The organism is Marilutibacter chinensis (genome assembly GCF_021725675.1).
In the GTDB taxonomy this organism is placed as follows: Bacteria; Pseudomonadota; Gammaproteobacteria; order Xanthomonadales; family Xanthomonadaceae; genus Marilutibacter; species Marilutibacter chinensis.
Genome location: NZ_JAKJPO010000008.1, coordinates 174,920 through 193,470 on the forward strand (window position 1 = coordinate 174,920; position 18,551 = coordinate 193,470).

The window sequence follows — 18,551 nt, forward strand, 5'->3', positions numbered from 1 at the left end:
TCATCCGTCGAGGCGTACCGCCATGCAGAAACCCGCCGTCACCCTCATGGTCAAGGCCGCTCGTGCCGCCGGCAACGTACTGCTGCGCCACATGCACCGGCTGGATGCGCTGAACGTGGTCGAGAAGGACCGCCAGGACTACGCCAGCGAGGTCGACGAGGAGGCCGAGAAGGTCGTCATCCGCGAGCTCAAGCGAGCCCACCCCGACTATGCCTTTCTTGGTGAAGAAACCGGTGCCAGCGGGGGCAGCGGCTACAACCAGCGCTTCACCTGGGTCATCGATCCGCTCGACGGCACCAGCAACTACCTGCGCGGGTTCCCGCACTTCTGCGTGTCGATCGCCCTGGTCGAGAACGGCGAGCCGGTCCACGGGGTGATCTTCGATCCGATCCGCAACGACCTGTTCACCGCCAGCAAGGGCAGCGGCACCCAGCTCAACGGCAAGCGCGTGCGCGTGGCCGAGCGCAAGGACATCGGCGGCAGCGTGATCCTGACCGGCTTCGCGCCGCGAGAGCGCAGCCGTGCCGGCGCCCAGCTCAGGACCATCGACAACCTGCTGCTGGAGGCAGAGGACATCCGCCGCACCGGCTCGGCCGCGCTCGACCTGGCCTACGTCGCCTGCGGACGCTCCGACGCCTATTTCGAGGCCGGGGTGAAGCCCTGGGACATCGCCGCCGGCGCCCTGATGGTGCGCGAAGCCGGCGGCAAGGTCTGCGACTTCCGCGGCCGCGGCACCGGGCCGATGGACGCCCGCGGCACCGCCCCGCGTGCCGTGGTCGCCGGCAATCTCAAGATCTGCGACCAACTGCAGAAGAAGATCGTCGATACCGGCTACGCCGCGGCGTTCGACTGACGCCTGCCCGTCATTCCGGCTTTCGCCGCGATGACGGCATGAACTGCCGACTGCGGGTAGGTGACTCCGGACAGGGTCGCGACCCACCGGGACGGGAGTTGCTCCGCCCTCCGATCGGCATCCATGCCTCAAAGTCGGGTCGTGGACCATCCTGGCCCACTCTCCGCAAACCCCATGCCCACCGGCTTCCCCACACCCTCCCCGCAATCGGGAGAAGAACCGAAAAAGGCCGCGCCATGAGCGCGGCCTTTCTGTTGGGGCCAGGGCCGGCAATCTCAGGGGCGGCGCGCCAGCGCCTCCTCGTCGCGCGCCTTCGGCATCAGGTCCTGCTTGGTCACCTTGAGCGGACCGAAGGTCAGCAGGGTGCTGGCGACGAAGATCGACGACAGGGTACCGATCACCGCGCCGATCAGCATCGACTCGGCCAGGCCGCGCAGCGAGCCGCCGCCATACAGGTACAGCGCCAGCATCGTCAGGATCGCGACGAACGAGGTGATCACGGTTCGCGACAGGGTCTGGTTGATCGCCGCGTTGATCACGCTGATCGAGTCGGCGCGCATCGAACGGAAGTTCTCGCGGATGCGGTCGAACACCACGATGGTGTCGTTGATCGAGAAGCCCATCACCGACAGGATGCCGGCCAGCACGGTCAGGTCGAACTCGTGCCCGGTCAACGCGAACCAACCGGTGACCACGACCACGTCGTGCAGGGTGGTCAGGGTCGCGGCGACGGCGAACTTCTTCTCGAACCGGAACGAGATGTAGATCATGAAGCCGACGACGACGAAGATCAGCGCCCAGATGCCGTTGACGGCGATCTCCTTGCCGATCTGCGGGCCGACGAAGTCGCTCTTGAGCACGGTGCCCGGGTTGCCTTCGATCGCCAGCGCCTGCTGGATCTCGCGTGCGGTGTTCTGGTCGGCGCCGCCCTCGCCGCCCTCGGTCCTGGGCTGGACCCGGATCAGCAGATCGTTGCCCGAACCGAAGGTCTGCACCTGGGCGTTGCCGTAACCCGCCTCGCCCAACCGCGCACGCACGTCATCGACGTCGACCGGCTGCTCGAAGCGCATCTCGGTCACGGTGCCGCCGGTGAAGTCGAGGGCGAAGTTGAAGCCCTTGAACGCCATCGCCGCGAACGAACCCAGCACCAGCAGCACGGCGATCGCCAGCGACACGCGCCCGAGGCGCATGAAGTCGATCTTGCTGTCGTAGGGGAACAGGTTGAATGGTTTCATTTCTCTCGTGCCCCGTCAGATGGCAATGGACTTGAGCTTGCGGCGGCCGCCGTAGATCAGCGTGGCGACACCGCGCGAAGCCGAGACCGCGGTGTACATCGAGGTGGCGATGCCGACGATCAGCGCGACCGCGAAGCCCTTCACCGGGCCGGTACCGAACGCGAACAGCGCGATGCCGGCGAGCACGGCGGTGATGTTGGCGTCGGCGATCGTACCGACCGCGCGGTCGTAGCCGGCGGCGATCGCGGCCTTGGCCGGCAATCCGGCGCGCAGCTCTTCGCGTATTCGCTCGTTGATCAGTACGTTGGCGTCGACCGAGAAGCCGACTGTCAGCGCGATGCCGGCCATGCCCGGCAGGGTCATCGTGGCGCCGAACAGCGACATCACCGCGACCACCATCAGCAGGTTCAGCAGCAGCGCGATCGTGGTGATCACGCCGAACATGCGGTAGTAGACGAGGAAGAAGGCGAGGATGAAGGCGAACGAGTACTTGATCGCGGTCATGCCGCGCTCGACGTTCTCGCGCCCCAGGCTCGGGCCGACGATGCGCTCCTCGATGAAGTCCATCGGCGCGGCAAGCGAGCCGGAACGCAGCAGCAGGGCCAGGTTGGCGGCCTCCTTCGTGCTGTCCAGCCCGGTGGTCTGGAAGTCCTTGCCGAACACGCCCTGGATGGTCGCCACCGAGATGATCTCCTCGTCGATGCGGGTGCTGCGCACCTCTTCGCCGTCGACGATGCGGACCTCGGGCACGCGCTCGATGTAGACCACCGCCATCGGCTTGCCGACGTTCTCGCTGGTGAACTCGAACATGCGCTGGCCGCCGGCACCGTTCAGGCGCACGCTGACCGACGGCGTGCCGGACTGCGGATCCATCCCGGAGGTGGCGTTGACCATCTGGTCGCCGGACGCGATCACCCGCTTGCTGAGCAGGTAGGGCACGGGCTTGCCGTCGGGACCGACGTCCCTGGCGTGGTGGTACAGCCGGGCCTCGGGCGGCACGATGCCGGTATCGCGTGCGTCGTAGGCGTTGCCTTCCATGACCGCGCGCCACTCGAGGGTCGCGGTCGCACCGAGCACGCGTTTGGCCTGGGCGGTGTCCTGCACGCCCGGCAGCTGGACCACGATGCGGTCCTCGCCCTGGCGCTGGATGATCGGCTCGGCGACACCGAGCGCGTTGACGCGGTTGCGCAGCGTGCCAACGTTCTGCTCGATCGCGTCGACCGCGAGCTGGCGCAGCTCGGTGTCGCTCATCTCCACGCTGATCGTGTTGCCGACGACGTTGAGCTGCAACGTCGGCTGGCTGAGCACGATCGCCTCGCGCGCCTTCTCCGCCTCGGCGGCGTCGCCGAGGGTGGCGACGACCGTGTTGCCGGCGCGGCGCTCGACCGACTCGTAGCGGATGCGCTTCTCGCGCAACAGCACGCGGATGTCCTCGGCGGTCGCCTCCAGGCGCTTGTCGAGTGCGGCCTTCTGGTCGACCTGCATCGTGAAGTGGACGCCGCCCTGCAGATCCAGGCCCAGCAGCATCGGCCTGCCGCCGAGCTTCTCGAGCCAGTCGGGCACGGTCGAGGCCAGGTTCAGCGCGACCACGTAGTCGCTGCCCAGGTCAGGGCGCAGCGCGTCGGCGGCCTTGACCTGGGCATCGGCGTCGGACAGGCGCACCAGCAGGTTGTCGCCTTCGATCTCGACCGCCTTGGCGGTCACGCCTGCCTTTTGCAGGTCGGTCTCGACGCGGGTCTTGAGCGCCTCGTCGACGACCGCGCCGCGGTTGGCGCTGATCTGCACCGACGGATCCTGCGGGAACACGTTCGGCAGCGCATACAGGGTGCTGAGGGCCAGGATGACCAGGAGGAGGGCGTACTTCCAGCGCGCGTAAGTCAGCATCTAACGGATCCTGCGGCGGCCACCGGGCCGCCAGAATTATTGGGTCTCCCCGCAAAACGACCGTCCTGGCCGTTCCCCGGGGCGACCGGCCCGGCGGTGTCCGGACCGGCCTCGCCGCGACAGGCGCTCGTGTGCGCGTCGCGGGACAAACCTTTCATGGCCTGCGGCGACCCCGAACTCCCCCGGGGCCCCATGACCGATGGCGACGGCTCAGGCCGACTTCAAGGTGCCCTTGGGCAGCACGTTGGAGATCGCGCCCTTCTGCACGCGGACCTGCACGTTGTCGGCGATCTGGACCGTGACGAAGCTGTCGCCGATCTCGCTGACGGTGCCGGCGATGCCGCCGCCGGTGATGACCTCGTCGCCCTTGGCCAGCTTCTCGAGCATCGCGCGATGCTCCTTCTGCCGCTTCATCTGCGGGCGGATCATCAGGAAGTACATGATCGCGATCAGCGCGATCGGGAACAGCAGCTGCATGCCCATTCCGGGCGAGGCCGGAGCGGCGGCGACCAGCGCGTGGGCCGGGGTGATCAGCAGGTCGGGCAGGTTCATCTGGAGCGTCCTGGAGCGAAATAACGGGGGATTATGCCACGAGGCGGTCCGGCTCCACCGCCGTGCCCGCAGCGGCCGTCCGCCGGGTGGCGAAGGCGGCCGGAAACCGGTTCAGACGGGAGGCACCAGCCCGCGTGCGGCATAGAAGGACTCGCGGAAGGCGGCAAAGGTTCCCTGCCCGATCGCTTCGCGCATCTGCGCCATCAGCCGCTGGTAGTAGCGCAGGTTGTGCAGGGTGCCCAGCATCGGCCCGAGCATCTCGTTGCAACGGTCCAGGTGGCGCAGGTAGGCGCGGCTGAAGCCGTTCGCGCAGGCGTGGCAGTCGCAGCCCTCCTCGATCGGACGCAGGTCGTGCTCGTATTTCGCGTTGCGGACCCGGATCGTGCCGCCGGCGGTGAAATAGTGGCCGTTGCGGGCGTTGCGGGTCGGCATCACGCAGTCGAACATGTCGACGCCGCGGGCGACCGCCTCGACCAGGTCTTCCGGCCGGCCGACCCCCATCAGGTACCGCGGCCGGTCCTCCGGCAACTGCGGACAGGTGTGGTCGAGCATCGCGTTGCGCTCGCTCTCGGTCTCGCCGACCGCCAGCCCGCCGATCGCGTAGCCGTCGAAGCCGATCGCCTTGAGCCCGTCGGCCGAACGGGTCCGCAGGTCGTGGTGGACGCCGCCCTGGACGATGCCGAACAGCGCCGCGTCGTTGCCCTCGTGCGCCCGCTTCGAGCGCTCGGCCCAGCGCAGCGAAAGCTCCATCGAACGCTTCACCACCTCGACGGCGACCGGCTGCCCGTCGACGTGCACAGGCGGGCACTCGTCGAAGATCATCACGATGTCGGAGTCGAGCACCTTCTGGATATGCATGCTCTCCTCCGGCCCGAGGAACACCTTGCGGCCGTCCGTGGGCGCGGCGAAATGCACGCCGGCCTCGGTGATCCTGCGCTTGTGCGCCAGCGAGAACACCTGGAAGCCACCGGAGTCGGTCAGGATCGGTCCGTCCCAGCGCGCGAAGCCATGCAGCCCGCCGTGCTCGCCGATCACTTCCAGCCCCGGCCGCAGGAACAGGTGGAAGGTGTTGCCGAGGATGATCTCGGCGCCCAGCTCGCGGAGCTGGTGCGGCAGCACGCCCTTGACCGTGCCGTAGGTGCCGACCGGCATGAACGCCGGGGTCTCGATGGTGCCGCGCGGGAAGCGGATGCGGCCACGGCGGGCGGCGCCGTCGCTGGCAAGGAGCTGGAAGGACATGCGGCTCATCGGGTGCGCCTCCCCGTCGAAGAGGAACCGGCCGCGACCGGCATGGCGGTTTCCCTGGCGCGTGGCGACGCGTTCATCGTTCCGGTGTCCGGCCGTCGTCGCCGCGCGGCCACAGCAGCATCGCGTCGCCGTAGCTGAAGAAGCGGTAGCGTTCGCGGATCGCGTGGGCGTAGGCCTCGAATACCCGGTCCTTGCCGGCGAACGCGGAAATCATCATCAGCAGGGTGCTCTCGGGCAGGTGGAAGTTGGTGATCATCGCGTCGACCGAACGGATCCGGTAACCGGGCAGGATGAACAACCGGGTCTCGCCGGCGAACGGGCGCAACTCGCGGCCGCCGTCGGCATCCTCGCGCATCGCCGATTCCAGCGCGCGCACGACGGTGGTGCCGACCGCGATCACCCGCCCGCCGGCGGCGCGGGTGCGGCGGACCTGCTCGACCAGTTCGGCGCCGACGTTCAGCCATTCGCTGTGCATCACGTGCTGGTCCAGGCGTTCCACGCGGACCGGCTGGAAGGTGCCGGCGCCGACATGCAGGGTGACGTGGCCGGTGTTGATGCCGCGCGCCTTCAACGCCGCCAGCAGCGCATCGTCGAAGTGCAGGCCCGCGGTCGGTGCGGCGACCGCACCGGTCTCGCGGGCGAACACGGTCTGGTAGCGCTCGCTGTCGTCCGCGCCCGGCTCGCGCTCGATGTACGGCGGCAGCGGCAGGCGGCCGGCCTTGAGCAGCCAGCTCTCCAGCGGTTCTTCCAGCTGGAACCGCAGCCGGTAGAACTCGCCGTCACGGCCGAGCACCTCCGCCTCGCCGCCGGCATCCAGCGCGATCATCGCCCCCGGCCTGGGCGACTTGCTGACGCCGAGCTGGGCGCGTACCTCGGCGCCGCCGAGCAGCCGCTCGATCAGGATCTCGACCCGGCCGCCGGTGCTCTTGTGGCCGAACAGCCGCGCCGGAATCACCCGGGTGTCGTTGAACACCAGCAGGTCGCCCGGCTGCAGCAGCCCGGGCAGCTCGCGGAACACGCGATCCTCGAACGCGGCCGGGACCTGCGGCGCCGCGGGAGGCACGACCAGCAGCCGGCTGGCCGAACGCTCGGCCAGCGGCGCCTGGGCGATCAGCTCGGGCGGAAGGTCGTAGTGGAAATCAGACTTTTTCAAGCAGGGACTTCTTCAAACCAGCTCGGATGCCGGGGACGACCGCGCATTGTAAGAGCATCGGCCGCGAAGGCATTCGCCGCGCGGAAGCGGGGACGGCGCCCGCACCGCGTGCCTGCTCAGTCCGCGGCGACCCGGACCACCAGCTTGCCGTGGTTGCGCCCCTGCAGCAGGCCGATGAAAGCCTCCGGGGCGGCGCCCAGGCCGTCGACCACGTCCTCGCGCAGCCTGATCCGGCCTTCGTCGACCCACTGCCCCATCTCGCGGCGGAACTCTTCGTACCGGTCCGCGTAATGGTCAAGTATCACGAAGCCCTGCACCCGGATGCGCTTCTGCAGGATCGCGGTCATCGCGCCGGCGAGACGGTCCGGGCCGGGCGGCGGCGCATCGTCGTTGTAATGCGCGATCACCCCGCAGACCGGTACCCGCGCGCCGATGTTGAGCAACGGCAGCACCGCGTCGAACACCTCGCCGCCGACGTTCTCGAAATACACGTCGATCCCGTCCGGACAGGCCGCGGCCAGACGCCCGGCCAGATCCGGCTCGCGGCGGTCGAGACAGGCGTCGAAGCCCAGTTCCTCGACCACCTGGCGGCACTTGTCCGCGCCGCTGGCGATACCGACCACCCGAGCGTCCCGCAACCGGGCAAGCTGCCCGACCACCGAGCCGACCGCACCGCTGGCCGCGGCCACCACCACGGTCTCCCCGGCGCGCGGCTGGCCGATGTCGAACAGGCCGACATAGGCGGTGAAGCCCGGCATGCCGAGCCCACCCAGCGCCAGCGACGGCCGTTCGACCTCGCCGAGCCGGACCAGCCCTTCGCCGTCGGACAGCGCGTGGGTCTGCCAGCCGGCGTTGCCGAGCACCAGTTCGCCGGGTTTGAAGTCCGGGTGCCGGGATGCGACCACGCGGCTCACCGTGCCGCCGACCATCGTCTCACCGGGCTTCACCGCCTCCGCATAGACCGGCCCGACCGCATCCATCAGGTTGCGCATGTACGGATCCAGCGACAGGTACAGCGTGCGCAGCAGGATCTGCCCCTCGGCCGGCGCCGGCATCGGCGCATCCTCGAGGCGGAAGTCCTGCGGGGTCGGCAGGCCCCGCGGATGGGCGGCCAGCACGATGCGGCGGTTGCGGATGGTGTCGTCGGACATCGGGTTCTCCTTGCGGGTGGGTTGGGGAGCGTCGTGCGGGAAGGCGGCGGGCGTCGCCAGCGGGGTCGCGCCGGCGAGTGCTCGCACCTGAAGAGACTTGAGTAGACCGGTCGTCTATGATCCAGGCGCAAATCGAGGCATGCATGTCCATCCGTGTCTGCGCCTGGCTAGGTCCGCTGTGCCAGTCCCAGCAGATGCCGGGTACCGGCCATTGCCGCATCGAGCGGCGCCCGGTCGCGGCTGATCTTGGCCAACAGGCTGGCGCCGAACCAGCTCTGGTACAGCGTGCTGGCGACCGCGGCGGGGTTGGCGACCGCCGGCAGCGAGCCGTCGCGGGCGCCGTCGGCGATGCACCGGGTCAGCCGCGCGACCACCCCGGCTATGCCGCGATCCAGGGCCGCACGCATCGGCTCGGACAGGTCGCAGACTTCGGCGCCGAGCTTCACCGCAAGGCAGCGGCTCTGCATCTGGTCGCCGACCTGGGTGTCCAGGCAGTGGCCGAAGTAGCGCATCACCCGCTCGGCCGCATTGCCCGGCCCGCCCAGGAGCGCGTCGACCTGGGCCAGGTAATCGCTGAAGTAATCCTCCAGCACCGCCTCGCCGAACGCTTCCTTGGACCCGAAGTAGTGGTAGAACGAGCCCTTCGGTACGCCAGCCGTGGCCAGCAGCTCGCTCAGGCCGACCGCGGTGAACCCCCTGCGCAGCAGCAGTGGCTGGGCGACGTCCAGAATGTGCTGCCTGACATCGCGCGGTCTCCCGTCATGCTGGCTGGCGGCATGCTGTCGGACATCGTGACGACGGGCGGCGGCATCGGCGGACTGGCTCATGGGGTGGAGCCTAGCAATGAATAGACCGGTCGTCTAGCGCTCGAACTTGGCCGACAGGATGATCGACGAGGTGGTCCGCTCGACCCCGTCGATCGCGCCGATCCGGTCGGTCAGCTCGTCCATCTCCCCGACCCCGGGGGCGACTCCGAGCGCGACCAGGTCGAATGGCCCGCTGACCGAGTGCAGGCTGCGCACCTCGGGCATCGCCCTCAGCGCATCCACCACGGCCGGCATCTGCTTCGGCAGCACGGTGATCATGATGTGCGCGCGGATATGCCCGCGTTCGGCCTGGTCGTGGACCCGGACGGTATAGCCGGCAATCACGCCGCTGCGCTCCAGCCGCTCGATCCGGCTTTGGACGGTGGTCCGCGACAGCCTCAGCCTGCGGGCGATCTCGGCAGTCGAGGCGCGAGCGTTCTCGCGCAGGACCGACAGCAGCTGCTGATCGGCGGGAGTAATCTTCATCGGGGCGGCTCTTTCGTCGATTCGACGAAATTGTGGAAAATTTCGTCCAAATTAATACTGTCGATCGACGATTTTATCCAGATAATGGATGGATGGGCGTCTGGCGCGGCGGGGCTGCTGCACGATCCCGGAGCGGCCATGCCGACCCGACCGACGCCGGCACCGCCACCTCGACCGGTTTCCCGGAACCAGAGATCCGGGAAGACGCCAGCCCCACGATTCCGGAACGCGGAGGATGCGCGTTTCCCGACAAACTGCTGAAGAAGGAGCATCCATGGCCATCACCGACATCCTTGCCCCGCTGCGCGCCCACGGCGGCAAGCGCCGCACCACCGGTCTGGACGACGCGACGATCGAGCGCTTCGCCGCCGGCCACCCGTCGCTGGTGGAGGCGATCGAGGCCGCCGCCGCCGAGTACGCGCGGCTGAAGGACGAGTCCGCCGATCTGCTCGGCGACCTGCTCGACCAGGACGAGGACGCGCAGATCCGCGCCGTCCAGGCCGGCTACGTGAATTTCTACGCCGACGATGCGGTCAACCCCTACGTCGCCCTGGTGGCGCGCGGCCCGTGGATCGTGACCCTGAAGGGCGCGGTGCTGCACGACTCCGGCGGCTACGGCATGCTCGGCTTCGGCCATGCGCCCAAGGCGGTGATCGAGGCGATGGCGCGCCCGCAGGCGATGGCCAACGTGATGACCCCCAGCCTGTCGCAGCTGCGCTTCGAGCGCCTGATCCGCGACGCGATCGCCCTGGGCCGCGACTGCCCGTACGCGAAGTTCCTGTGCCTGAACTCCGGTTCGGAGTCGGTCACCCTCGCCGCCCGCATCGCCGACGCCAACGCCAAGGCGATGACCGACGACGGCGCGCGCCACGCCGGCCGCGCGATCAAGCGGATCGTGGTCAAGGGCAGCTTCCACGGCCGCACCGACCGCCCGGCGCTGTACTCGGATTCGACCCGCAAGACCTACCTGCAACACCTGGCCAGCTACCGCGGCGAATCCTCGGTGATCGCGATCGAGCCGTACGACATCGCGGCGCTGAAGCAGGCATTCGCCGACGCCGACAACAACGGCTGGTTCATCGAGGCGATGTTCCTGGAACCGGTGATGGGCGAAGGCGACCCGGGCCGCAGCGTCCCGGTCGAGTTCTACACCGCCGCCCGCGAACTGACCCGCGCGCACGGTTCGCTGCTGCTGGTCGATTCGATCCAGGCCGGCCTGCGCGCCAACGGCGTGCTGTCGATCGTCGACTACCCGGGCTTCGAGAACGTCGACGCACCGGACATGGAGACCTATTCCAAGGCGCTCAACGCCGGCCAGTACCCGCTGTCGGTACTCGCGGTCAACGCGCGTGCCGCCGGGATCTACAGGAAAGGCCTGTACGGCAACACGATGACCACCAACCCGCGCGCGCTCGACGTCGCCAGCACGGTGCTGTCGATGGTCACCCCCGAGCTGCGCGAGAACATCCGCGCACGCGGCGCCGAGGCGGTCGAGAAGCTGGAGAAGCTCAAGGCCGAGTCCGGTGGCGCGATCACCAAGGTCCAGGGCACCGGGCTGCTGTTCTCCTGCGAACTGTCGCCGGAGTACAAGTGCTACGGCACCGGCTCGACCGAGGAATGGCTGCGCGAGCACGGCATCGGCGTGATCCACGGCGGCGCCAACTCACTGCGCTTCACCCCGACCTTCGCGATCACCAGCGAGGAGATCGACCTGCTGGTCGGCATGATCGCCCGTGCGCTGCGCGAAGGCCCGCGCGCGAGCCAGGCCGTCGCTGCCTGAGCTGGCAGGAGATGCACTGGCGAGGGGCGGCGGCAATGTCGCCCCTTTCCTGCATCAACAGCACTTCACTTCCATCAGCCGCGCTTCCGCGATCGCCTGCGGGTCGGCACCCTCACCCGCCCATCGCGATGCACGCCGCCGTGGCGACCCGGTCAGGCTTCCGGCGCCGGTTTCTTCGGCAACGCGTCGGCGACCTCGAACCAGTCGACGTGGGTGTCGTAATAGGCATGCACCTGCGGCAATTGTTCGAGGTCATCCGCGAACAGCGCGCGGGCCACGTGCAGTTCACCCGGCCAGCGATCGCCCTTGAAGAACATCGGGCTGCCGCATCGTGAGCAGAAGCCTCGCTGACCGCCTTCGTCGGCGACATGCCAGCGCAACGTGGAGGACGGGTCGTCGATCGAGACCCGTCCGGCTTCCATCCCGGCCCAGGTGACGAAGGCGGCGCCGTGCGCACGCTGGCAGCGTGTGCAGTGACAATGCGCGACCCACCTGGCGGGCATGCGGGCGGAGAAGCGGACGCTGCCGCAGAGGCAGCTCCCCTTGGCGGACGATGGATCCATGCGGCGATTCCCCGCTGCGACCAGGCCGGTCAGTGTACGACAGGCTCCGGACTGCGTGCGGCGATGGGTTCGTCGACGGGATGGACCACGTCGCCGACACACGGCGTTTCGCGCGACAATGCCGGGAGCGGCGCGCGGCCGCACGCGGGCTGCAACCGCCCTCTCCCATCGAACGCTTCCATCGGCCGTTCCGGATCGGCCGGTTCCAGATTGGCCCCGCCCGGGGCGGGCCCTGCCGGCGGGCCCGTCAGTCGCCCGCACCGCGTTCGAACCGCTGCAGCGAACGCTCGACCAGCTCGCGAGCCTCCGCCGCCCCCGCGAACCCGTCGAGCACGACCGGATTGCCTCCGTCGGCAAGCTCCTTGTAGACCCGGAAAAACGCCTCGATGCGTTGCCGTTCGGCCAACGGCAGGTCGGCGAGGTCGCGGACGCCGGAGTACGTGGGATCGACGCGTTCTGTGGGCACGCCGATGACCTTCTCGTCCCCATCGCCGCGATCGCGCATCCTCAGATACCCGATCGGCCGGAACTCGACGAGCGTGCCCGGCTGCAATGGCGTGCGCGTCAGCACCAGGGCGTCGAGAGGGTCGCCGTCGCCGGCGAGGCTGCGGGAAATCGAGCCATAGTTGGCCGGATAGGCCATCGGCATCGTCAGGAAGCGGTCGACCCGGATCAGCCCGTCCTCGTCGATCTCGTACTTGATCGAGCCTCCGGCCGGGATCTCCACGACCATCAGGACCGCCTCGGGCGTGGACGACGGTTGCCGCGCACGGAAGGGATGGCGGACATTCTCATCCGCCGCCGCCATCGCCACCGGCGCCATCGCCAGCAACCATCCGGCAAGAACGCCACGGCATGCGCGCGAAGCACGGTTCGTCGGCCGGCTCATCGGTATGTTCCTCGACCGGGTCATCGGCCGCTCATTCCCAGCACCGGTCCTTGCGCCCCTTCAGGGTCTGCTCGCGGGCGCAGGAACGCTCTGGAATACGCTCCCGCTCCAACTCGACGCGGCGTTTGCCCCCGGCGTCGCCGTCGTCCACCAGTTCGAACGCGTCGTACAGGCGGCCGGTCGCGGTGCGCGCCTCGTACCGGAGGCGCCCGTCGACGATCCGGATCACCTGGAACAGCTGGGTGTCCTCGCCGACCGGGTCCATCGTCGCCCTCGCCCGCTCCGACAGCCGGTACTGTTTCGCGCCGGCGACCGACACCGCGTAGACCGGCGTGTCGTCGCCGCTCTCCGAGCCGCGTCGCCCGTAGGTGTGGTCATGTCCCTGCAGGACCAGGTCGACGCGGCGGCGCTCGATCACCGGCAGCAGATGCCGCTTCAGTTCGACATTGTCGCGACCCGCACGCGGCGAGTAGAACGGTTGGTGGACCAGCACGACGCTCCAGCGCCGCGGATTGGCGGCGAGCACCCCGTCGAGCCATTCGGCCTGCGCCGCGGCGGTACCCAGATCCAGCGCCGAGGTACCGTCGACGACCACGACCCGTACGTCCTGGTAGTCGAACCAGTAGGTCGTCGCCACACCGTCACCGCCGGCGATGCCGTTGCGCGGCAGCGCGAACTGCAATGGCCAATGTGCGCCGAGCACGCGACGCTCCTGCGGCGTGTCCTCGAACTCCTCGAAGTACTCATGGTTGCCCGGCGCCGGCGCGGTCATCGACGAGGTCGACAGCACACCGGTCGCGTCGAACCACTCGCCCCATTCGTTGTCGTCCTCGCCGTCGCCGCCGCTGACCAGGTCGCCTGCATACAGGACCAGGCGGACATCGGGCGCGTGGCGCAGCGCTTCGCGAACCACGCGGGTGGTCAGGCTCGCGTTCTTGTTCTGGGTGTCGCCGAAGTACAGCAGCTCCAGCGGCGCGGATGCATCGCCGGCGGTGCGCAGTTGCATCCACGGGCTCCAGGTGCGGTCGCCCTGCACGCGGTAGGCATACAGCGTGCCGGCCTCGAGGCCGTCGACGTCGGCGCGGTGATGGTGGGCGACGCCATTTTCTCTGCGCAGCGTGCGGGTGCTGGCGGTGATGCGTCGCGGCACGCCGAGGTCGGGCGAGTCGCCGGCCACCACGACCTCCAGCATCGGCGCACTGACCGTGGCGTCGGTGCGCCAGGCGACCGCGAATCCGTGCGCGGCATCCTGTGCCGGCGTCGCCACGATGCGATCGGGAAACCCGCTGGGCGCGTAGCGCATCACCCCGGCAGGCACCAGCGTGTTCGGTTCCGGCGCACGCGCGGCCGGCGTCTCGGCGGAGACCGGAGCAGCCAGTCCCAGCCACACACCGGCGGTCAGCGCGACGGCCCAGCGCGCGCGGATTGCGACGGTGCCCATCGTCAACGCCCTTCGCAGGTGTCCAGCGACAGCGCACGGGCGATGTCGCGCCAGTCGAACGCCGACACGCCCTGATCGTCGTCGACCGCATAGAACACGCCTTGCGGAAAACGCGCGCCCGGCGCCGGATCGAACCAGACGCCATCGGTATTCGCGGTACGGGTACCGGCGAACGCACCGACGTGGGCGAGACTCACCCGGTCGAACACATGGAACAGGCTGCGGTCCTTGAACTGGTCGGTGGCCAGCCAGTAGCCGCTGCCGTCGTCGCAGGCGTACAGCGCCAAGCCCTCCGCCTGGGCCTTGAACAACCCGGCGCCCATGTCGCGGCCGCGATAGCGCCCGTCGATGCCGTACTCGCGCAGCCGGGTGCCGGACGCCGTGTCTTCCTCGGCCAGCAGCAGGCGGTCGTGGGCTTCGTCGCCGAACACCGACTCGGCGATGCGGATCGCACCCGCGGGGTCGGTAGCGCCGAAGCTGCCGAGCAGGCGCGCGTTCCAGCCGGCATTGTCGCGCTTCAGAAAATAGCGCTTGAAACGCTCGTCGAGTTCGGCCAATGGCGGCGGCAGGTCCTCGTCGGCGGGCGACATGTAGTTGTCGCTGACGATGACCTCGTAGCCGTCGTCCCGTCTGCGCACCCACAGGCCATAAGGCTGCTCGAGCTCGTCCGCGCCGAAGTCGATCGCCGGCTCGAACGTCGGCAGCCCGAACACCTGCACGCGCCGGTTGTCGCGCTCGACCACCAGCAGCAGGTCGTCGATCACGGCAACACCGTTGGGCCTCTGCAACCGGCCCGGACCGGAACCGGGTCCGGCGACCTCGCGCAGGCGCTCGCCGGTATCGCCATCGTAGATCACCAGCCGATCGGTGGCCTTGGCGCTGGCGATCAACCAGCGTCGTCCGTCCGGCGCGGTCCACGCGGTCGGCGAATCGATGTTGTCGTCAGGCGTCGCGCGGGTCGTGAACGCTTCGGCGACCGTCGCGTGCGCGATCCGGAAATCGGCCAGCAGGGGGTCGACCTCCGCCTGTTCGTCGGGTTCGCGGTCATCGGCGACCTGGCCGGCAACATCGCGGTCGGCGGCGGGAGGCGTGGCACAGGCGGCAAGGCAGATCGCGATGGCGAGCGGAACGACACGGCTTGGATTCACGAAGCGGATCCTCATACAGGACGGAGACGGACGGCTGTCAACAAACTGAAAAGTTTTACGGCGGTTTGATGACGGTTTCGTGTCGTCGCACGACTCTGCCCTCGCGGACGCGCGAGGCAGCGCGTCGTCAGGTGACAGCCACGATGCGACGCGATGACGACACGCCGCCGTCGTGTCACTTCCCCGAAATCTTAACGACCTACAAATGGGGGTTTAACCAGACCGGAACCCCAGCCGATGAAGCGAACCCTCCTGGCCACCAGCCTCTCACGCGCGCTGTTGTGCGCCGTCATGCTGCCGGCCAGCTACCAGGCCGCCGCCCAGTCCGTCGAAACACCGGACGCAGGCAGTAGCGCAGAGGGCATGGACGCCAAGCAACTCGACACGGTCGTCGTCCAGGGCGAAATCGCCTACCGCAACCGCACGCTCGACATCGAACCGGTGCTGTCGTACGACCTCGAATACTTCCAGCGCTTCGAGCCGAACACCGTCGGTGACATGGTCAAGCGCGTGCCCGGCGTCGGCTTCGTCGGTTCGGACGTCATGGAGTTCGACGGTGCCCAGATGCGCGGCCTCGCCGGCGGCTATACCCAGGTGCTGATCAACGGCAAGAAAGTGCCGGGTGCCGGCGACGACCGTTCGTTCTGGGTCGATCGCATCCCCGCCGAAATGGTCGACCGCATCGAGATCCTGCGCAGCAACAGCGCCAACCGCAGCGGCGATGCCGTCGCCGGGGCGATCAACATCATCCTGCGCGACGCCTACGCGTTCGACGGTCACTACATCCGCGTCGGCGTCAACCGCTGGTACGACGGCGAGGTGAACCCGACCTTCGGCGCCGTGACCAGCGGCGAGGCCCTCGGCGGCCGCGTGCTGGCCGGTGTCAACGTGCAGGACCGCTACCGCCGCAAGGACAAGCGTTCGGACCGTTTCACCGACCCGTCCAAGGAAGAGCTGGCAAGTTGGGAAGATCAGGTCGAGGTGAAGGACGGCCGCGATTACTCGGCCAACTTCAGCTACACCGTCGACGTCGGCGAAACCGGTCGCCTCGGCGTCGACGCCTTCTATGTCAAGACCGATCGCGACGTGACCGAAGTGTCGTACGAGGAAGAGTACGACGATGGAGACGTGATCACCGCCGACGTTCCGGGCATGGCCGACGTTGACCAGAAGAACTGGGGCGCCGGCCTGGAATACAGGTTCGAGATGGCCGGCGGCAGCACCGAGTTCGACCTCGACCACGCCCGCTTCGTCGACGACAGCTTCGAACGCGAGGAAGAGCACAAGTACGAAAACGATGAGTGGGACGAGTCCGAGGGCGAAGCCGAGTACGTCGATGCAAAGGACGCAGAGACCAGCTTCAAGGTCGCGCACATGCGCTCGCTGGGCGCGACCGAGATGGAGTTCGGCGTGGACTACCGCAACAAGGAGCGCGACGTCACCTACTCCTTCTTCGAGTGGGAGGCCGAGAACGAAGGTGATCCGGTCGTCTACCAGCCGGACAGCATCATCGGATCGGTCATCGAGGAAGAGCGCATCGATCCCTACATCCAGTTCAGCGGCCAGGCCGGCACCATGGCCTGGGAAGCCGGCCTGCGCTATGAAACCACCCGCTCCGAGATCCGCTACAGCGAGGACGGCGAGGTCGAAGGTTCCGCCAGCAAGGACTACGACGAGCTGCTCCCGTCCATGCACCTGCGCTGGGACGTGACCGACGCCGACCGCATCAACCTGTCGCTGGCCAGGAGCATCAAGCGCCCGAACTTCAACGAACTGATCCCGGCCCTGCTGGACGGCGAATTCGGCGACAACGACTACATCGGCAACCCGCAGCTGGATCCGGAAACCGCCAACGGCATCGACCTGGGCTGGGAACACCGCCTTGGCCGCAAGGGCGTGATCGGCATCAATCTCTTCTACCGCGATGTCCAGGATCTGATCGAGGTCGTCAACACGGGCGAGCCGAGCGAGGAAATGCTCGACACCTGGGAAGAAATGGTGGAGGACGGGGAAGTCGCCACCATCGAGGAAGCCATGGCGGCCGAACCGGCGGACAGCTGGGTGTTCACCTCGGCAAACGTCGGCGACGGCAAGGTATGGGGCGCCGAATTCGACTTGTCCACGCCGCTGAGCGCATTCGGCCTGGACAACACCGGCGTGTTCCTGAACTACGCGTGGGTGGACTCGAAAATCGACGACTTCCTGGGCGAGCGCCGCTTCAACAACCAGGCCAGATCGGTGTTCAATATCGGCTTCATCCAGGATCTGCCTTCGCTGGCCGCCAGCTTCGGCGTGACCTACCGCAAGCAGGGCGATGCGTACGAGCGCATCCTGGGCGAGGAGGTGACCGTCAGGTACGGCGACGACCTGGAAGCCTTCGTCGAGAAGCGCTTCGGCAAGAGCGTCTCGGTGCGCCTGTCCGCGGCCAACCTGCTGGACGCCTCGAAGGACGAGTTCTTCCACAAGTTCGACACCCTCGGCGACCAGACCGACCGCGACTACGACGAGTACGAACTGGAGACCGAGGAAGCCGGTCCGAGCTACCAGATGGTCATGCGCTGGTCGTTCTGATCTGCGCTGCGCACCGTCACGAAGAAGCCGGCCCCGCGCCGGCTTCTTCTTTGCCGACGCCGTGCCCGCCATCGCAGCGCCCGCGCAGTTCCTCCCGGCTTCGACAGCACCGGCCCCTTGATGCAGACTTGCGTCATCGCATCCGGATGCTGCCATGAAGATCGTCGAAGTCCGCCACCCGCTGGTTCAGCACAAGCTCGGCCTGATGCGCCGGGCCGACAACAGCACCAAGACCTTCCGCGAACTCGCCTCGGAGGTCGCCACCCTGCTCACCTACGAGGCCACCGCCGACCTGGAGACCGAACCGACCATGGTCGAAGGCTGGGCCGGACCGGTCGCGACCCGCCAGATCAAGGGCGCCAAGATCACCCTGGTGCCGATCCTGCGCGCCGGCCTGGGCATGCTGCCGGGCGTGCTCGAACTGCTCCCGGCCGCCAAGGTCGGCGTGGTCGGCCTGCAGCGCGACGAGCAGACCCTGCAGCCGGTCGGCTACTACGAGAAACTGACCGGGCGCATGGACGAGCGGACCGCGCTGATCCTGGACCCGATGCTCGCCACCGGCGGCACCCTGATCGCCACCGTGGACATGCTCAAGGCGGCCGGCTGCCGGCGGATCAAGGGCCTGTTCCTGGTCGCCGCGCCGGAGGGGCTGAAGACGCTGGAAGAGCGCCATCCCGACGTCGAGGTCTACACCGCATCGATCGACGAGCGGCTCAACGAGGTCGGCTACATCCTGCCCGGGCTCGGCGATGCCGGCGACAAGATCTTCGGCACCCGCGGCTGAGCCGCTC

At 68.3% G+C, this 18,551-nt stretch carries 16 protein-coding genes; 4 read left to right on the forward strand and 12 right to left on the reverse strand.

Annotated elements, in window-relative coordinates; all coding sequences use genetic code 11:
• Positions 1–22 precede the first annotated feature (22 nt).
• Entirely contained in the window at positions 23–853 is an 831-nt protein-coding gene (locus tag L3V18_RS13160; protein ID WP_237055621.1) for an inositol monophosphatase family protein, read from the forward strand.
• 275 nt (positions 854–1,128) lie between these two features.
• Here the strand turns inward: L3V18_RS13160 and secF are convergent, their stop codons facing one another.
• The 8 genes from secF to L3V18_RS13200 all read right to left on the reverse strand — a co-directional run bounded on the left by secF (position 1,129) and on the right by L3V18_RS13200 (position 9,368).
• Positions 1,129–2,088: a protein translocase subunit SecF gene (gene secF, locus L3V18_RS13165; RefSeq protein ID WP_237055623.1), complete on the reverse strand. Its 960-nt coding sequence runs from the start codon at positions 2,086–2,088 to the stop codon at positions 1,129–1,131.
• A gap of 15 nt (positions 2,089–2,103) precedes the next feature.
• Positions 2,104–3,972, reverse strand: coding sequence for a protein translocase subunit SecD (secD, locus tag L3V18_RS13170; RefSeq protein ID WP_237055624.1), 1,869 nt, complete (start codon positions 3,970–3,972; stop codon positions 2,104–2,106).
• Positions 3,973–4,182: 210 nt separating this feature from the next.
• The gene (gene yajC / locus L3V18_RS13175; protein ID WP_237055625.1) at positions 4,183–4,524 is read right to left on the reverse strand and encodes a preprotein translocase subunit YajC; all 342 of its coding nucleotides are present in this window, start codon (positions 4,522–4,524) and stop codon (positions 4,183–4,185) included.
• Positions 4,525–4,635: 111 nt separating this feature from the next.
• Positions 4,636–5,772 (reverse strand): tRNA guanosine(34) transglycosylase Tgt, encoded by a 1,137-nt coding sequence (tgt, locus tag L3V18_RS13180; protein ID WP_237055626.1) that lies wholly within the window; start codon positions 5,770–5,772, stop codon positions 4,636–4,638.
• A 73-nt stretch (positions 5,773–5,845) separates the two neighbouring features.
• A complete protein-coding gene (gene queA / locus L3V18_RS13185; protein WP_237055627.1) occupies positions 5,846–6,925 on the reverse strand; it encodes a tRNA preQ1(34) S-adenosylmethionine ribosyltransferase-isomerase QueA in 1,080 nt (359 codons plus the stop codon).
• A 116-nt stretch (positions 6,926–7,041) separates the two neighbouring features.
• Positions 7,042–8,076 (reverse strand): NADP-dependent oxidoreductase, encoded by a 1,035-nt coding sequence (locus tag L3V18_RS13190; protein ID WP_237055628.1) that lies wholly within the window; start codon positions 8,074–8,076, stop codon positions 7,042–7,044.
• Positions 8,077–8,243: 167 nt separating this feature from the next.
• The gene (locus L3V18_RS13195) at positions 8,244–8,903 is read right to left on the reverse strand and encodes a TetR/AcrR family transcriptional regulator (RefSeq protein ID WP_237055629.1); all 660 of its coding nucleotides are present in this window, start codon (positions 8,901–8,903) and stop codon (positions 8,244–8,246) included.
• A 33-nt stretch (positions 8,904–8,936) separates the two neighbouring features.
• Entirely contained in the window at positions 8,937–9,368 is a 432-nt protein-coding gene (locus L3V18_RS13200) for an Lrp/AsnC family transcriptional regulator (protein WP_237055631.1), read from the reverse strand.
• Positions 9,369–9,642: 274 nt separating this feature from the next.
• Between L3V18_RS13200 and L3V18_RS13205 the strand changes: the two genes are divergently transcribed.
• The gene (locus L3V18_RS13205; RefSeq protein WP_237055633.1) at positions 9,643–11,148 is read left to right on the forward strand and encodes an aminotransferase class III-fold pyridoxal phosphate-dependent enzyme; all 1,506 of its coding nucleotides are present in this window, start codon (positions 9,643–9,645) and stop codon (positions 11,146–11,148) included.
• A 152-nt stretch (positions 11,149–11,300) separates the two neighbouring features.
• Here L3V18_RS13205 and L3V18_RS13210 read toward each other — a convergent pair whose 3' ends face one another.
• From L3V18_RS13210 to L3V18_RS13225, 4 genes are all read right to left on the reverse strand, one after another.
• Positions 11,301–11,711 carry a GFA family protein gene (locus tag L3V18_RS13210; RefSeq protein WP_237055636.1) on the reverse strand — a complete coding sequence of 137 codons (411 nt, stop codon included), beginning with the start codon at positions 11,709–11,711 and terminating at the stop codon, positions 11,301–11,303.
• Positions 11,712–11,958: 247 nt separating this feature from the next.
• The gene (locus tag L3V18_RS13215) at positions 11,959–12,600 is read right to left on the reverse strand and encodes an inorganic diphosphatase (RefSeq protein ID WP_425493530.1); all 642 of its coding nucleotides are present in this window, start codon (positions 12,598–12,600) and stop codon (positions 11,959–11,961) included.
• Positions 12,601–12,631: 31 nt separating this feature from the next.
• Positions 12,632–14,041, reverse strand: coding sequence for a purple acid phosphatase family protein (locus tag L3V18_RS13220; RefSeq protein WP_343226338.1), 1,410 nt, complete (start codon positions 14,039–14,041; stop codon positions 12,632–12,634).
• Between the two features lie 2 nt (positions 14,042–14,043).
• Positions 14,044–15,189, reverse strand: coding sequence for a phytase (locus L3V18_RS13225; RefSeq protein ID WP_237055639.1), 1,146 nt, complete (start codon positions 15,187–15,189; stop codon positions 14,044–14,046).
• Between the two features lie 237 nt (positions 15,190–15,426).
• Here L3V18_RS13225 and L3V18_RS13230 point away from each other — a divergent pair, with 237 nt between their 5' ends.
• Both L3V18_RS13230 and upp read left to right on the forward strand, forming a co-directional pair.
• Positions 15,427–17,760 (forward strand): TonB-dependent receptor plug domain-containing protein, encoded by a 2,334-nt coding sequence (locus tag L3V18_RS13230; RefSeq protein WP_237055641.1) that lies wholly within the window; start codon positions 15,427–15,429, stop codon positions 17,758–17,760.
• Positions 17,761–17,914: 154 nt separating this feature from the next.
• On the forward strand, positions 17,915–18,544 hold the full coding sequence (upp, locus tag L3V18_RS13235) for a uracil phosphoribosyltransferase (protein ID WP_237055643.1): 630 nt from the start codon (positions 17,915–17,917) through the stop codon (positions 18,542–18,544).
• Positions 18,545–18,551 lie beyond the last annotated feature (7 nt).

Bases quoted from the DNA above. Each gene is read 5' to 3' on its own strand.
- L3V18_RS13215 (WP_425493530.1), bottom strand. From the start codon at position 12,600: ATGAGCCGGCCGACGAACCGTGCTTCGCGCGCATGCCGTGGCGTTCTT.
- secF (WP_237055623.1), bottom strand. From the start codon at position 2,088: ATGAAACCATTCAACCTGTTCCCCTACGACAGCAAGATCGACTTCATG.
- L3V18_RS13230 (WP_237055641.1), top strand. From the start codon at position 15,427: ATGAAGCGAACCCTCCTGGCCACCAGCCTCTCACGCGCGCTGTTGTGC.
- yajC (WP_237055625.1), bottom strand. From the start codon at position 4,524: ATGAACCTGCCCGACCTGCTGATCACCCCGGCCCACGCGCTGGTCGCC.
- tgt (WP_237055626.1), bottom strand. From the start codon at position 5,772: ATGAGCCGCATGTCCTTCCAGCTCCTTGCCAGCGACGGCGCCGCCCGC.
- L3V18_RS13200 (WP_237055631.1), bottom strand. From the start codon at position 9,368: ATGAAGATTACTCCCGCCGATCAGCAGCTGCTGTCGGTCCTGCGCGAG.
- L3V18_RS13195 (WP_237055629.1), bottom strand. From the start codon at position 8,903: ATGAGCCAGTCCGCCGATGCCGCCGCCCGTCGTCACGATGTCCGACAG.
- L3V18_RS13220 (WP_343226338.1), bottom strand. From the start codon at position 14,041: ATGGGCACCGTCGCAATCCGCGCGCGCTGGGCCGTCGCGCTGACCGCC.
- L3V18_RS13190 (WP_237055628.1), bottom strand. From the start codon at position 8,076: ATGTCCGACGACACCATCCGCAACCGCCGCATCGTGCTGGCCGCCCAT.
- upp (WP_237055643.1), top strand. From the start codon at position 17,915: ATGAAGATCGTCGAAGTCCGCCACCCGCTGGTTCAGCACAAGCTCGGC.
- L3V18_RS13160 (WP_237055621.1), top strand. From the start codon at position 23: ATGCAGAAACCCGCCGTCACCCTCATGGTCAAGGCCGCTCGTGCCGCC.
- secD (WP_237055624.1), bottom strand. From the start codon at position 3,972: ATGCTGACTTACGCGCGCTGGAAGTACGCCCTCCTCCTGGTCATCCTG.
- L3V18_RS13210 (WP_237055636.1), bottom strand. From the start codon at position 11,711: ATGGATCCATCGTCCGCCAAGGGGAGCTGCCTCTGCGGCAGCGTCCGC.
- L3V18_RS13205 (WP_237055633.1), top strand. From the start codon at position 9,643: ATGGCCATCACCGACATCCTTGCCCCGCTGCGCGCCCACGGCGGCAAG.